The sequence below is a fragment of the Bradyrhizobium jicamae genome (assembly GCF_018130695.1).
In the GTDB taxonomy this organism is placed as follows: domain Bacteria; phylum Pseudomonadota; class Alphaproteobacteria; order Rhizobiales; family Xanthobacteraceae; genus Bradyrhizobium; species Bradyrhizobium jicamae_B.
In genome coordinates this window covers 373454-386407 of record NZ_JAFCJX010000002.1, presented here as the reverse complement: position 1 = coordinate 386407, position 12954 = coordinate 373454, and the positions used below count along the sequence as shown (strand labels likewise).

At 64.4% G+C, this 12954-nt stretch carries 14 protein-coding genes; 8 read left to right on the top strand and 6 right to left on the bottom strand.

The features are described from left to right. Positions 1–69 precede the first annotated feature (69 nt). The 4 genes from JQ604_RS04580 to JQ604_RS04565 all read left to right on the top strand — a co-directional run bounded on the left by JQ604_RS04580 (position 70) and on the right by JQ604_RS04565 (position 3242). Positions 70–483: a hypothetical protein gene (locus tag JQ604_RS04580; protein ID WP_212353589.1), complete on the top strand. Its 414-nt coding sequence runs from the start codon at positions 70–72 to the stop codon at positions 481–483. After that, positions 483–1145 (top strand): OmpA family protein, encoded by a 663-nt coding sequence (locus JQ604_RS04575; RefSeq protein ID WP_212353586.1) that lies wholly within the window; start codon positions 483–485, stop codon positions 1143–1145. Before JQ604_RS04580 ends, JQ604_RS04575 begins: the two co-directional genes overlap by 1 nt. 415 nt (positions 1146–1560) lie before the next feature. After that, a complete protein-coding gene (locus JQ604_RS04570; protein ID WP_212353585.1) occupies positions 1561–2484 on the top strand; it encodes an ABC transporter ATP-binding protein in 924 nt (307 codons plus the stop codon). Continuing rightward, complete coding sequence (locus tag JQ604_RS04565) at positions 2481–3242, top strand: ABC transporter permease (protein WP_212353583.1); 762 nt, start codon at positions 2481–2483, stop codon at positions 3240–3242. The genes JQ604_RS04570 and JQ604_RS04565 overlap by 4 nt, the downstream gene beginning before the upstream one ends. A 6-nt stretch (positions 3243–3248) precedes the next feature. Here JQ604_RS04565 and JQ604_RS04560 read toward each other — a convergent pair whose 3' ends face one another. Next, positions 3249–3575: a hypothetical protein gene (locus JQ604_RS04560; RefSeq protein WP_212353581.1), complete on the bottom strand. Its 327-nt coding sequence runs from the start codon at positions 3573–3575 to the stop codon at positions 3249–3251. A 295-nt stretch (positions 3576–3870) separates the two neighbouring features. On the opposite strand from JQ604_RS04560, the gene JQ604_RS04555 reads away from it, so the two are divergent. Then, on the top strand, positions 3871–4671 hold the full coding sequence (locus JQ604_RS04555) for a L,D-transpeptidase (protein ID WP_212353579.1): 801 nt from the start codon (positions 3871–3873) through the stop codon (positions 4669–4671). 79 nt (positions 4672–4750) lie between these two features. Here the strand turns inward: JQ604_RS04555 and JQ604_RS04550 are convergent, their stop codons facing one another. Together JQ604_RS04550 and JQ604_RS04545 are read right to left on the bottom strand one after the other, a co-directional pair. Then, on the bottom strand, positions 4751–6034 hold the full coding sequence (locus JQ604_RS04550) for a hypothetical protein (protein ID WP_249157990.1): 1284 nt from the start codon (positions 6032–6034) through the stop codon (positions 4751–4753). Positions 6035–6179: 145 nt separating this feature from the next. After that, a complete protein-coding gene (locus JQ604_RS04545) occupies positions 6180–8459 on the bottom strand; it encodes a fused MFS/spermidine synthase (RefSeq protein ID WP_212353577.1) in 2280 nt (759 codons plus the stop codon). Between the two features lie 171 nt (positions 8460–8630). Between JQ604_RS04545 and JQ604_RS04540 the strand changes: the two genes are divergently transcribed. Together JQ604_RS04540 and JQ604_RS04535 are read left to right on the top strand one after the other, a co-directional pair. Beyond that, complete coding sequence (locus JQ604_RS04540; protein WP_212353575.1) at positions 8631–10232, top strand: phytoene desaturase family protein; 1602 nt, start codon at positions 8631–8633, stop codon at positions 10230–10232. Between the two features lie 253 nt (positions 10233–10485). Further along, positions 10486–10845, top strand: coding sequence for a hypothetical protein (locus JQ604_RS04535; RefSeq protein WP_212353572.1), 360 nt, complete (start codon positions 10486–10488; stop codon positions 10843–10845). A 68-nt stretch (positions 10846–10913) separates the two neighbouring features. Here the strand turns inward: JQ604_RS04535 and JQ604_RS04530 are convergent, their stop codons facing one another. Both JQ604_RS04530 and JQ604_RS04525 read right to left on the bottom strand, forming a co-directional pair. Beyond that, complete coding sequence (locus tag JQ604_RS04530) at positions 10914–11078, bottom strand: Flp family type IVb pilin (RefSeq protein WP_212353570.1); 165 nt, start codon at positions 11076–11078, stop codon at positions 10914–10916. 266 nt (positions 11079–11344) lie between these two features. Continuing rightward, positions 11345–11509: a Flp family type IVb pilin gene (locus JQ604_RS04525; RefSeq protein WP_212353568.1), complete on the bottom strand. Its 165-nt coding sequence runs from the start codon at positions 11507–11509 to the stop codon at positions 11345–11347. 172 nt (positions 11510–11681) lie between these two features. Here JQ604_RS04525 and JQ604_RS04520 point away from each other — a divergent pair, with 172 nt between their 5' ends. After that, a complete protein-coding gene (locus tag JQ604_RS04520) occupies positions 11682–12566 on the top strand; it encodes a 50S ribosomal protein L11 methyltransferase (RefSeq protein WP_212353565.1) in 885 nt (294 codons plus the stop codon). A gap of 3 nt (positions 12567–12569) precedes the next feature. On the opposite strand, the gene JQ604_RS04515 is transcribed toward JQ604_RS04520, so the two are convergent. Beyond that, positions 12570–12749, bottom strand: coding sequence for a hypothetical protein (locus tag JQ604_RS04515; protein WP_212353562.1), 180 nt, complete (start codon positions 12747–12749; stop codon positions 12570–12572). Between the last annotated feature and the right edge of the window lie 205 nt (positions 12750–12954).

Below are 12954 nucleotides of genomic sequence, written 5' to 3'. Positions count from 1 at the left end.
TCTCTGTCGGTCGCCCTTCTCTATTGGTGGCCCTTGACCGCCGCTGAATTCCTAGGTTGAGATGGCCGCATGGTCCGGGGAGGTTTTGTCCTTTTTGTCATCGCGCTGACTGCGCCGTCGCTGGCGGTTGCGGAGACGATGAGCTTTGGCGATTCGGCGGCGCAGCTCGCCAAGACTTGCGGGACGGTGATCACGGCCAATTGCCGCGGCGTCAACCTCGATTCCAACCGCCTGAAAGAGTGCCTGACGCGCAACCAGGACGTCATGACGCCGGAGTGCAAGTCGAGCTACCTGTCGACCTTCGATGCGATCCAGAAGCGGATTGCGGCGCGCGTCACGGTTGCCAATGCTTGCACGCGCGAGATCGTCAAGCTGTGCAACGGCTCGACCAAGGAGACCAGCAAGGCAGTGCCCTGCGTGATCGCCGCCAAGGGCGTCAGCCGCAACTGCACGCAGGCCATCACCGACGCGGGGTATCAGTGATGCTTCGCATTTCGCGAGGCGCCGGCATGCTGGCGGCGCTGCTGCTGGCGCTGCAGACCTCGCCGGTGCGCGCGCAGTCCGCGGTGACGCGCGACGACATCATCGGCAAGCTCGATCATTTCGAGACGCCGATGGAGATCGACGTCCCTGCGCTGCGCCAGCAGGTCGGCGAGCGCTCGAAGTCCCGCGGCAAGAACGAGCCGCCGCCGCAGAAGCGGCCGCCGATCGCGCCCGACCTCAACAAGTCCCCGGTGGTCAATCTCGACATCGCCTTCGACGTCGATACCCCGATCATCCTGCCGTCGTCCTACCAGACGATCGGCCGGATCGCCGACGCGATGACGCATGCGTCGCTGTTGCCCTACACGTTCCTGATCGTCGGCCACATCGAATCGACCGGCCGGCGCGAGAACAACGCGATCCTGAGCCAGCGCCGCGCCGACGCGGTGCGCGACATCCTGGTCAACACCTTCAAGATCTCGGCCAAGCGCCTGCAGTCGGTCGGCCTCGGCGAGGAGCAACTGCTCGACCCCGCGCGCCCGAACGCGCCGGTCAACAACCAGCTGCAGATCTTCCTGGTCGGCAAGATCCCGGAGGCGGAGCCGCCGGCCCATCCGGCCCCTGCCGCGCCGGCCAAGAAGCCGGCGAAGAAGAAGCACTGAGACGGAACCAATTTTTGATTCACCTCTCCCCGCTCTTTGGCGGGGAGAGGTCGGATCGCATCGCCAGATGCGATCCGGGTGAGGGGCTGTGCACAGCGATGCCATGCAATCAGCTTCTCCGACTCCTCGATCGACCAGTCGTTGTCTCATTGCGAACCTGTCGAAGCATCGTGCCTCGCCCCTCACCCGCCGCCTGCGCTACGCTCCGGCGTCGACCTCTCCCCGCAAAAGCGCGGGGAGAGGTGAATTTCCGCTACCGCCTAGGGTCCGCGCACACGCCGCAGAATAAATTTCTATCACGCCGGGTGATTGCAGAACGCACTGCGCGTCCCTATCTGCCGAAGACCCCTCCCCGCGCCAGTTCGGGCCGCAACGCCGCGCGACTCATCCCTGTCACACCCGCCATCGACCGCTCATGTCGCCGATCATTTCCGTCAAAAATCTGTCAAAGACCTACGGCTCCGGCTTCAAGGCGCTGAACAACATCAATCTCGACATCAACCGCGGCGAGATCTTTGCGCTGCTGGGGCCGAACGGCGCGGGCAAGACCACGCTGATCAGCATCATCTGCGGCATCGCCAATCCGAGCACGGGCAATGTCGCGATCGATGGCCACGACATCATCTCCGACTATCGCGCCGCGCGGTCAATGATCGGGCTGGTTCCGCAGGAGTTGCACACCGACGCGTTCGAGAGCGTGTGGGCGACCGTCAGCTTCAGCCGCGGCCTGTTCGGCAAGCCGAAGAACCCCGCCCATATCGAGAAGGTGCTGAAGGACCTCTCGCTGTGGGACAAGAAGGACAACAAGATCGTCACGCTGTCCGGCGGCATGAAGCGCCGCGTGATGATCGCAAAGGCGCTGTCGCACGAGCCGAAGATCCTGTTCCTGGATGAGCCCACTGCCGGCGTCGACGTCGAGCTGCGCAAGGGCATGTGGGAGGTGGTGCGCGCGCTGCAGGAGTCCGGCGTCACCATCATCCTGACCACGCATTACATCGAGGAAGCCGAGGAGATGGCGGACCGCATCGGCGTCATCAACAAGGGCGAGATCATCCTGGTCGAGGACAAGGCGACCCTGATGCAGAAGCTCGGTAGCAAGCAGCTGACACTGCATCTGCAGAACAAGGTCGATGCGATCCCGTCGACGCTCGCCGCCTACAATCTCGAACTGTCCGCCGATGGCCGCGAGGTGACCTACAATTACGACACCAAGGGCGACCGCACCGGCATCACCAGCCTGCTCAGCGATCTCCGCAATGCCGGCATCCGCATCAGCGATCTCGATACCAAGCAGTCGTCGCTTGAAGACATCTTCGTCAGCCTCGTGAGGGCGCCATGAATTTCCGCGCCATCAAGGCCATCTACCTGTTCGAAATGGCGCGCACCTGGCGCACGCTGCTGCAGAGCATCGTCTCGCCGGTGGTCTCGACCTCGCTGTATTTCGTGGTGTTCGGCGCCGCGATCGGCTCGCGCATCACCGAGGTCGAGGGCGTCAGCTACGGCACCTTCATCGTGCCCGGCCTCGTGATGCTGTCGGTGCTGACGCAGAGCATCGCCAACGCCTCGTTCGGCATCTACTTCCCGAAATTCGTCGGCACCATTTACGAGATTCTCTCGGCGCCGATCTCGTATCTGGAGATCGTCATCGGCTATGTCGGCGCCGCCGCGACCAAGTCGATCATCTTAGGGTTGATCATCCTGGCGACCGCCGGCCTGTTCGTGCCGTTGCACATCCATCATCCCGTGTGGATGCTGACCTTCCTGGTGCTGACCGCCGTCACCTTCAGCCTGTTCGGCTTCATCATCGGCATCTGGGCCGACGGCTTCGAGAAGCTCCAGATGATCCCGATGCTGGTGGTGACGCCGCTGACCTTCCTCGGCGGCAGCTTCTATTCGGTGAACATGCTGCCGTCGGGCTGGCGCACCATCACGCTGCTCAATCCCGTGGTCTATCTGATCTCAGGCTTCCGCTGGAGCTTCTACGAGATCGCCGATGTCAGCGTGACCTTGAGCATCGGCATGACCATCGGGTTCCTGGTAGCCTGCATGGCGATCGTGGCCTGGATCTTCAAGACGGGTTATCGGCTGAAGAACTGACGGCCTTCATCCGTAACACCGGAAATGACCGTGGCGCGTGTAGTAGCCGCGACAGCGGTGGTGCCAGCCGCGGTTGGGAAGTCCGAGCACGCCGTTGACCGCACCGACGGCGCCGCCGACACCGGCACCGACTGCGCCGCCCACCACACTGCCGACCGGTCCGGCGATCCGGTTACCTTCATGCGCTCCCTCCTGCGCCCCACGGACGATGCCTTGGGCATGGCCGGCAGGGGGGATCGCGAGCAGCGCGAGGATGATTGCCGCGGCGGCGAGCAGTAGCCGCCAAGGCAGGCCGGCCGGGACGGCGGCAACTTTGACCTTGGTCTTGTTCATCTTCAGTCCTTGGAAACGCGACGGGATGCGTCAACGGGCGGGAGTCTGAAACGTCCCGGCGGCGAAATGGTTGCGCCGGTGTGGCCAATTCGAGTCCAATTGGCTGAACCTTTGGGCTCGCGAAAACGTCAGACAACAGTGATCGCGGCGAGCACGCTTCCGCCTTGTTTGCGCCGCGCCCGCGATTAACGATGGATGGGCAGGACACTGGAACGAAGGCCGGATTCCGGGCATATTGGATGTCGGGGACGGAGAGTTGCGGTGCTGCAAGCGGGCCTGGAGGGCCTTCAGTCAAATGCGTTCCCTCATCATTGCGTTTTCATCCCTGATGCTTTTCAGCGCCGCCGCGCAAGCCAAGGTCGACATCACCGTCGACAAGGACAATCAGCAGATGACGGTCGCGGTCGACGGCGTCGCGCGCTACCGCTGGCCGGTCTCGACCGGCATCCCCTCGCGCGAAACGCCGAACGGCGCCTTCCGCGCCTTCCGCATGGAAGAGGATCACTACTCCAAGGAATTCGACGACGCGCCGATGCCGCACGCGATCTTCTTCACCAAAGTCGGTCATGCGATCCACGGCACCGACTCGGTCGGCCGGCTCGGCTCGCCCGCCTCGCACGGCTGCGTGCGGCTGTCGCGCGACAATGCGACGACGCTCTATGCGCTCGTGCAGAAGGAAGGCGTGCTCAACACCACCGTGACCCTGACCGGCTCCGCGCAGGTCGCGCTGGCGCGCAATCCGAAGGGCCGCAATGGCACCGCAGTCGCCCGCGGCGCGCCGCAGCAGATCGATCCGCAATACGGCACCGCCGGCGATCCCGTGGTGCTGACACCGCAGCCGCGCGTCTATCCGGCGCAGCCCGGCTATCCCGCGCAGGCCCGTGCGGATGACGGCTACATCTATCCGGCCGACGGCAGTTCCACCGACCAGCGCTATCCGGCGCCGCCGAGCGCGCGCCGCCTCTATGATGCGCAGGTCTATGGCCAGCCGCAGCAGCAGTATTACTACAATCGCGGCTACGCTCCGGCGCCGCAGGGCTATTACGACCAGCAGCCGCAAACCTACTACCAGCAGCAGCCCGGCTATTATCAGTAGCGTTCGAACCGCAGGCGCGCGCATCGCCGAAGCGGGCGCAGCGCGCGGCGGCATCGCACCGGCGACCTGGTGATTTCAACTACTTGAACGCGCCTTCGCCGCGCGTCACCGCCTTGTGGACCGCATCGGCAAACGCCCGCGCCACCGGCTCCAGGATCTCGGGTCCGGTAAGGGCGAGATCGTCGGCCGGCGTGTGGAAGAAGTGATGTCGCGCGGCCATGCCGAGGAAGTTCTGGTAGCCGGCTGCATGCACGTCGCGCAATTCGCCGACCGCCTGTTTCTCCGCAACCAATTGCTTGGCCGTCACCGCGCCGAAAGATTCCGTCACCAGCGGCACCGCCGACCTGCTGATGACCAGGACTCGCTCACTATCCGCCTGCGTACTCTTCGTCGGGCCTTGCGGACCCTCGCTGTAGGCGTAGCACGCATTCGACGCGCCGAAATGCACCCAGGCCAGCGTCTCCTTCGGAGGCGGTGCGCCCTGCTTCAGGAACAGCTCCATCCCGCCATGGCCGATCTCATGGCCGACGGTGGCGATGAAGACGAATTTCGCTGGCCACTTCTCGGCCGCGACGGTGCGCGCGAGTGCCAGGAAATTGGCGATGCCCGGGCCGCGCTCGCAGACGCAGCTGTACCAACCGGTCAGCGGCGTCGAGACCACGATCACTGGCCCCGCCTTCTCGCCGACGAGCGCGATGACATTGCGGCCGGTGACATCGCGCTCGTAGCGGCCGCTGACATCGAACGTCACGGGCGCGCTTGAAGCCACCGCCTTCTCGAACACGCCGCGCGCCTTGCCGGCGACGACCATGACCGGCACCGGCCAGGGCTGGTCCTCTTGCGTGACATTGTAGGCGAAGCGGTCGTCGGCGGGATTGCCGATCGTCAGCAGGATTGCCGCGGGCTTGCGTGCGGCCGCCCTGGCAATCGCGGCGCGATGCTCGGGCCCGAGATAGGCGCCACGGTCGTAGGGCAGCTCGACCCAGAGGATCTTGCCCGCGACATCGCCGTCCCGCACCAATGGCGCGGACAGCCGGAAGCTGGCCTTGTCCTCCGGCGGCCACCAGAACGGCGTCGCCTCGATCGCCGTGCCGCCCGTTTCCGCGGTCGCGCGCTCGACGACATACTGCCGTCCCAGCGTGACCGGCTGGAATCCGACACGGAAGCCTGCGGTCGCAAGCTCGCTCGCGATCCAGTCCGAGGTCGCCTTGTCGCCCGGTGAACCGAAACGATGCAGGCCGAACGACGCATACTGCGCGACGTCCTTGTAGAGCCTGGGGCCGGCGAGGAAATCCTCCGCCGCGGCGGAATGTTGTGAAATCACCAGAGCCGTCATCGCGATGAGGACGTGCCATCCCGGCATTGGATCGTCTCCCGAATTCGTTCTTGGTCTTGCTTGTCGGTCACCCTTTATCGGACCGCGCGGAAGCATCGTCAACGACGGTTCGACCGTCCCGCTGCTCGTCGGCGAATGCCGCGACGCCTGACAAGCAAGTAACGGCTGGCCCCTACTGCTCGCCGTCGCGTAGGCGGCGGTAGACGGCGCCGAGCACGTTCGAATAATCGTCAGTCCAGACCCGCTGCTTCTCGTCGGCCTCGGTCTCGGCCCAGACGTCCGATGAGGCGAGCTTGCCGACATCGGCCTCCTCGCGCGCGGAGACCACGACCGAGGTCGAGAAGATGTACTCGTTGTCGCGGCCGGAATCCTCGCTATAGACCCAGCTCTTCATGTCGTTGGCATCGGCAATGCCGACGATGACGCTGGCGAGCTCGAGATGGCGGTTGGAGACGTGCATCACCACCGCGCCCTGCGGCGCGAGCTTCTCCTTGTAGATCTCCATCGCCTCCTCGGTCGCCAGATGGATCGGGATCGCATCCGACGAATAGGCGTCGACGATGATGAGATCGTAGACGCCGTCCGGCTCCTTGGCGAAGGTCAGCCGGGCATCGCCGATCACAGGCTTCAAATTCGGCTCGCAGCTCTGGATGTAGGTGAAGTATTTCGGATCGCGCGCGGTGTCGACCATGGTCTGGTCGATCTCGAAGAATTTCCAATCCTCGCCCGGCTCCGAGGCGCAGGTCAGCGTGCCCGAGCCGAGCCCGATCACGGCAACCTTCAGCGGCCCGCCCTTCCGCTCGCGCATCGCCGAGATCGCCTGCCCGATGCCACCGTCCTTGTGATAATAGGTGATCGCCTCGGGCCGCCCGGTCGCCGGCGTGCCGTCATCGTTCTTGAAGCGCTCGGCGCCGTGGATCGTGGTGCCGTGCATCAGCACGTGATACTGGCCGTTCGGGGTCACCACGATCTTGTGGACGCCGAAGAAGCTGCGCACGGTCTCGACGCGGCCGTCATCCGACGGATAGGCGCGCAGCAGCACCAGCGCGACGACGACGGTGGCAAAGATCTTCCAGCGGTTGGCATTGAACGCCAGCGCCAGCAGCGCCGAGAGCACGCCGACCGCGCCGATCATCCAGACCCGCCGGTCGTCGAACCAGTTGAAGATCTGCGCGTCGAAGTTTTGCCCGGCCGTGGTGGTCGGTGCGATCAGCGCAACCGCGAGCACCGCGAGGAACGGCCAGTACCACGCGCTCCAGCGCGGCAGACGCTCGGCGCCGCCGGTCGGCCGGCACAGCGCCGCCAGCGCGAGCAGGATCGGGTACTCGGCGATCCAGGAGAAAGTGAAGGGCGCGATCAAGCCCGCAAAGAGGCCGCCGACCATGCCGCCGAACGACAGCGCGACATAGAAGCCCGTGAGATATTTGGCCGCCGGCCGCGTCCGCGCCAGTTCACCATGGCAAGCCATCGCGATGACGAAGAAGCACAGCTGATGCCCGCCGAGCGTCAGCAGCAGATTCTGCTCGCCGCCGACCGCGAGCAGGATCACCACGCCGGCAATTGCCAGCGGCTGGGCCAGCAGCATCCATTTGTGCGGCAGCAGCGGCCGCGACTGGAACACCAGCACCCAGGTCAGCAGATAGAGCGACAGCGGCAGCACCCAAAGCAAAGGCGCCGCGGCGACGTCGGTCGAGATGTGCGCGGTGACCGCGATCAGGAGGCCGGACGGCACCGCGGCGAGAAAGATCCAGCGTGCGCGCGTGAGCCAGCCGGGTGCCGGCGCATCCGCATCATCCGCGGGCAGGTTGAGCGCGGCCGCTTTGGCCGGCGAGCGCAGCAGCAGGATGCCGCAACCCGCGATCAGCAGGATCAGCAAGCCATAGCCGCCGGTCCAGATCAGGTTCTGGGTGCGCAGCGTGAACATCGGTTCCAGCAGCACCGGATAGGACAGCAGCGCGAGGAAACTGCCGATGTTCGAGGACGCATAGAGGAAGTACGGATCCGGGCCGTTGGGATGGCCGGTCCGAACGAACCAGGCCTGCAGCAGCGGATTGTTGGCAGCGAGCGCGAAGAACGGCAGGCCGATCGAGACCGCAAACAGCCCGAGCAGCCAGATCGCATAGCCTGAGGTCGGCGGCTCGCCCCAGCCGCTCTTGATCGACAGCGGCAATGTCAAGAGTGCGACGACCAGCAGCACCAGATGCACCGCGACGGGAATGACGCGGTTTTGCAGCTTCATCAGCAGATGCGCATAGGCGTAGCCCGCCAGCAGCAGCGACTGGAAGAACACCATCGCCACCGACCACACCGCCGGCGAGCCGCCGAGCCGCGGCAGCACCATCTTGGTGAACAGCGGCTGCACCGAAAACAGCAGCAGCGCGCTGACGAAGATCGCAGCGGTGTAGACGACCAGCACCAGCCGGTTTCGCGAGGCGGACGGCTCAGAATTCATGAAAGCTCCGGCATGGACCCGGCGGGCGCCGGATGGTCCGGCGGCACCGCGCCGGAGGGTCTGAGTTGAGCATATGGCAACATGGCGGGCAAGAAAGTGGCGTCACGCGGACTTGACGAAGCGCTGCTCAGGCGCGACTAGCAGTTCTAATCACTGCATCTTGAAGCGGACATGAACGAAACGGACGTCGTCATCATCGGTGCGGGGCATAACGGCCTCACCTGCGCGGCCTATCTGGCGATGGCCGGCTTGAAGGTCCGCGTCGTGGAACGCCGCAAGGTGGTCGGCGGCGCCGCGGTGACGGAGGAATTCTGCCCGGGTTTCCGCAATTCGGTCGCGGCTTACACGGTGAGCCTGCTCAACCCGAAAATCATGTCTGACCTGAAACTCGGCGAGCACGGCCTGACAATCGTCGAGCGGCGCGCCCAGAATTTCCTGCCCGCGCCCGACGGCAGCTATCTGTTGACAGGCGAAGGCCGCACCAGGGAGTCGGTCGCGCGGCTCAATCCGCGTGACGCCGTCGCAATCGAAACCTTCTCGCACGAGTTGGAGGCGATCGCCGACGTGCTCCGGCAATTCGTGCTGCGCGCGCCGCCGAACCTGGTCGAGAGCTTTGGGGCGAGTGCGATCGGCGAAGCCTTCAACGCGCTCGGCACCGCCAACATCCTGCGCAAGCTGACGCTGGAGCAGCAGCGCGCGCTGCTCGACCTGTTCACGATGTCGGCCGGCGAGATGCTCGATGCGCGTTTCGAGCATGATCTGGTGAAGGCGCTGTTCGGCTTTGACGCCATCGTCGGCAATTATGCGAGCCCGTATGCGGCCGGCTCCGCCTATGTGATGCTGCATCACGCCTTCGGCGAGGTGAACGGCAAGAAGGGCGTCTGGGGTCACGCGGTCGGCGGCATGGGCGCGATCACGCAGGCGATGGCGCGCGCAGCGCAAAGCCACGGCGTCGCAATCGAGACCGATGCCGGCGTCCGCGAGGTGATCGTCGAGAAGGATCGCGCGGTCGGCGTGACCCTCGACAATGGCAACACCATTCGCGCCAGATACGTCGTCTCGAACGTCAATCCAAAGCTGCTGTACACGCGCCTCGTGCCGGCGGATGCGCTGGCGCCGGATTTCCTGACGCGGATCTCGCGCTGGCGCAACGGCTCCGGCACGTTCCGCATGAATGTCGCGCTGAGCGCCCTGCCCTCGTTCACGGCGCTGCCGGGCACCGGCGATCATCTCACCGCCGGCATCATCATCGCGCCTGATCTCGCCTATATGGATCGCGCCTGGCTCGACGCGCGTGCGCAGGGCTGGAGCCGCGAGCCGGTCGTCGAGGTGCTGATCCCCTCGACGCTCGACGACTCCTTGAGCCCGCCTGGCCAGCACGTCGCGAGCCTGTTCTGCCAGCACGTCGCGCCGGAATTGCCCGCGGGCCGGAGCTGGGACGATCATCGCGACGAGGTCGCCGATCTCATGATCGCGACCGTCGACCGTTTCGCGCCCGGCTTCGCGGCGAGTGTCGTCGGCCGGCAGGTGCTGTCACCGCTCGACCTGGAGCGGCAATTCGGCCTGCTCGGCGGCGACATCTTTCACGGGGCCTTAACCCTGAACCAGATTTTCTCGGCCCGCCCGATGCTCGGCCATGCCGACTACCGCGGCCCGCTGCGCGGCCTCTACCATTGCGGCTCCGGCGCCCATCCCGGCGGCGGCGTCACCGGCGCCCCCGGCCACAACGCGGCGCGGGCGATTTTGTCGGATCACCGCGGGCTGTTCTCGTGACAATGATCAACAGGCGCGGTGCAAAAGCCGGTGGAAAGGCTGTGGGCAGGCGATGGATATCGCCGGGAAAAGCCACGGGCTCAGCGGTGGATAAGTCCGGCATAGATCGCGTGCAAAGCTGTGGACCGGTTGTCGATGGCGCCGCTTCCAGCTCTCTGGATATCCCGTGCAAAACCCTGCGGAGAAGATGCGAACATCCATTGGAAATTGGATAGGTTTGCGTTGCGGCAAACTGCGCGAGAGAAGAGGAATGATGAACAAGCTCGAAAAATGGATCCGCCCGGCCGCGTTTGCCGTTGCCGCGAGCTTTGCTGCTCTCACGCCGGCCGTCGCAGGCGACGATGATGGCAAGCGAGACGCGACCTATGCGTCGTTCAGGGCGCTGACGAAATGCGCAGTGACAGTGGCTGCACACGAAAAAGGTGCGGTGACATTCGAAAGCTTTCGCAGTCTCTACATCAAGCTGTGCGCCAAGCCAGAAGCGGACTTCCTGTCAAAATTTGTGGGCAACACGGAAGGGCGTCCGAGAGCGGCAAAAATGTCCGAGGGGGCCACGATGATCAACAACATGGTCCGGCAAGCCTTCGACAAAACACGTGAACTGCGGCGCTAACGCCAAAAAGAAAGCACCGGGCGACGGAGTCGCCCGGTGCGCCGAGAACGCCTTGAGACGTAAGGTGCTTACTTCAGCGACGTGCTGATCGTGGCGAAGTTCGAGCTCAGCTGGGTGCCGACGCCCTTGACCGCCGCGATGATCGCGATCGCGATGCCGGCAGCGATGAGGCCGTATTCGATCGCGGTAGCACCGGATTCGTCCTTCAGGAATTTTGCGACAATCGCCTTCATGTTTGATCCTACCCTTGTTGCAGCGTCCCGGAACGGTGCGTCCGAGGTCCGGCGTTGTCATAACCAAGGGAATCTAAGGTTGCTTTAAGCGTCACGACACGATTTTCCCGATAATTCGAGTCAATCACCGTTCAAACTTGAGGGATCACCGCGGCCGGATCGCGCCTCCGACGTCACGCGCGGCGCCAACCTATCCGGTCCAAAGAAAAAGGCACCGGGCGACAGGAACGCCCGATGCCTGGAGAACGCCGAGAAGGCCTTAAGACCTATTTCAACGAGGTGCTGATGCTGGAGAAGGTGGAGCTCAGCGAGGTGCCGACACCGTTGACCGCAGCGATGATCGCGATCGCGATGCCGGCGGCGATGAGTCCGTATTCGATCGCGGTGGCGCCGGACTCGTTCTTCAAGAACTTAACGACAAAAGACTTCATGGTTTGACCTGCCCTATTTTTAAATCCCGGAACTGGGGGATGCTTCCAAGTTCCAGGTCCCGTACTAGTACGGTAACATCTAAGGTTGTTTTAATGACCCATAACTAAATCTATGCGTGAAACCGCAGCAATCTCAGTTGAAATTTGCATAAAAATCGACGAACTCCCCCCGATGATCCCAGTCACGCACCGCGCCACCATTGCCCTGACCGATGAGCCGTCCGCCCGGCGCGTGGTCGATACATTGTCCGAGATGTTCTTTGAGGATCAGGCGGCGTTCGCCGCGTTCGAGCGGCCGGACGGGCGCTGGGACGTCACGGTGCATTTTGCCGAGGCCCCGGACCAGACGCTGATCCGCGAACTGATCGGTCACGCCACGGGCGAGGAGATCGCGCGCAGCGTCAGCTTCGACACCATCGAAGCCAAGGACTGGGTCAAGGCGAGCCTGGAAGATCTCGTGCCGGTGCCGGCCGGCCGCTTCGTCGTGCACGGCCAGCATGATCGCGACCGCGTCGCGCCGAACAAGCTCGCCATCGAGATCGAGGCGGCGCTCGCCTTCGGCACCGGCCATCACGGCACCACGCGCGGCTGCCTGCTGCTGCTCGATCATGTGCTGAAGGCGCATCAGCCGCGCCGCGTGCTCGATCTCGGCACCGGCACCGGCGTGCTGGCGATCGCCGCCGCCAAGGCGCTGCATGGCAAGGTGCTGGCCAGCGACATCGACCCGCCCTCGGTGCGCGTCGCCGCGGAGAATGCTGAGCTGAACGAGACCGGGCCTTGGGTCGACGTGATCCGCGCCACCGGCTTCGCCGCGCCTCAGTTCGCGCAACGCGGGCCGTTCGATCTGGTGCTCGCGAACATCCTCGCCAATCCGCTGCGACAACTGGCCGGGCCGATGGCGCGGCATCTGGCGCCGTCGGCGCAGGTGATCCTTTCCGGCCTGCTGACCCATCAGGCGCCGGCCGTGATCGCAGCCTACCGCGCCCGTGGCCTGGTGCCGCTGCGGCATCTCAGGATCGAGGGCTGGAGCAGCCTGCTGCTGCGAAAGGCCGGCTGAATTTCAATCGGTCGATTTACGGGGGATGACGGTCGTCTTGCCGGTCTTCATGCCGCGCTTGACGCGGGCTTCGACAATCCGGTCCAGGATCTGGACGATGACGCCGCGCTGCTTTTGCTCGATCGACGCAATCGGCTCGCGACGGACCGGCGGCGAGATCTTCTCAAACGAGAAAGCAGGCATCGTGTTTCCCCTCACCGTTGAGTTGAGACACTCCTGGGCACTCCCGGCATTTTCTGACCAAACGGCTTGTCGTGGACACCGTTCCGGCTTTTCTAATGATGACGCCATGATTCAAGCATAAGCTATGCCAAATTATAGGCAGGTCTGCCGCGTCGCGGACTTGTCCACTTTTCTTCAACCGCGAGCATGATCCGGAAAGGTGGAG

Coding starts and splice junctions, on each gene's coding strand:
- JQ604_RS04580 (WP_212353589.1), top strand. CDS start 70: ATGGTCCGGGGAGGTTTTGTCCTTTTTGTCATCGCGCTGACTGCGCCG.
- JQ604_RS04575 (WP_212353586.1), top strand. CDS start 483: ATGCTTCGCATTTCGCGAGGCGCCGGCATGCTGGCGGCGCTGCTGCTG.
- JQ604_RS04570 (WP_212353585.1), top strand. CDS start 1,561: ATGTCGCCGATCATTTCCGTCAAAAATCTGTCAAAGACCTACGGCTCC.
- JQ604_RS04565 (WP_212353583.1), top strand. CDS start 2,481: ATGAATTTCCGCGCCATCAAGGCCATCTACCTGTTCGAAATGGCGCGC.
- JQ604_RS04560 (WP_212353581.1), bottom strand. CDS start 3,575: ATGAACAAGACCAAGGTCAAAGTTGCCGCCGTCCCGGCCGGCCTGCCT.
- JQ604_RS04555 (WP_212353579.1), top strand. CDS start 3,871: ATGCGTTCCCTCATCATTGCGTTTTCATCCCTGATGCTTTTCAGCGCC.
- JQ604_RS04550 (WP_249157990.1), bottom strand. CDS start 6,034: ATGCCGGGATGGCACGTCCTCATCGCGATGACGGCTCTGGTGATTTCA.
- JQ604_RS04545 (WP_212353577.1), bottom strand. CDS start 8,459: ATGAATTCTGAGCCGTCCGCCTCGCGAAACCGGCTGGTGCTGGTCGTC.
- JQ604_RS04540 (WP_212353575.1), top strand. CDS start 8,631: ATGAACGAAACGGACGTCGTCATCATCGGTGCGGGGCATAACGGCCTC.
- JQ604_RS04535 (WP_212353572.1), top strand. CDS start 10,486: ATGAACAAGCTCGAAAAATGGATCCGCCCGGCCGCGTTTGCCGTTGCC.
- JQ604_RS04530 (WP_212353570.1), bottom strand. CDS start 11,078: ATGAAGGCGATTGTCGCAAAATTCCTGAAGGACGAATCCGGTGCTACC.
- JQ604_RS04525 (WP_212353568.1), bottom strand. CDS start 11,509: ATGAAGTCTTTTGTCGTTAAGTTCTTGAAGAACGAGTCCGGCGCCACC.
- JQ604_RS04520 (WP_212353565.1), top strand. CDS start 11,682: ATGATCCCAGTCACGCACCGCGCCACCATTGCCCTGACCGATGAGCCG.
- JQ604_RS04515 (WP_212353562.1), bottom strand. CDS start 12,749: ATGCCTGCTTTCTCGTTTGAGAAGATCTCGCCGCCGGTCCGTCGCGAG.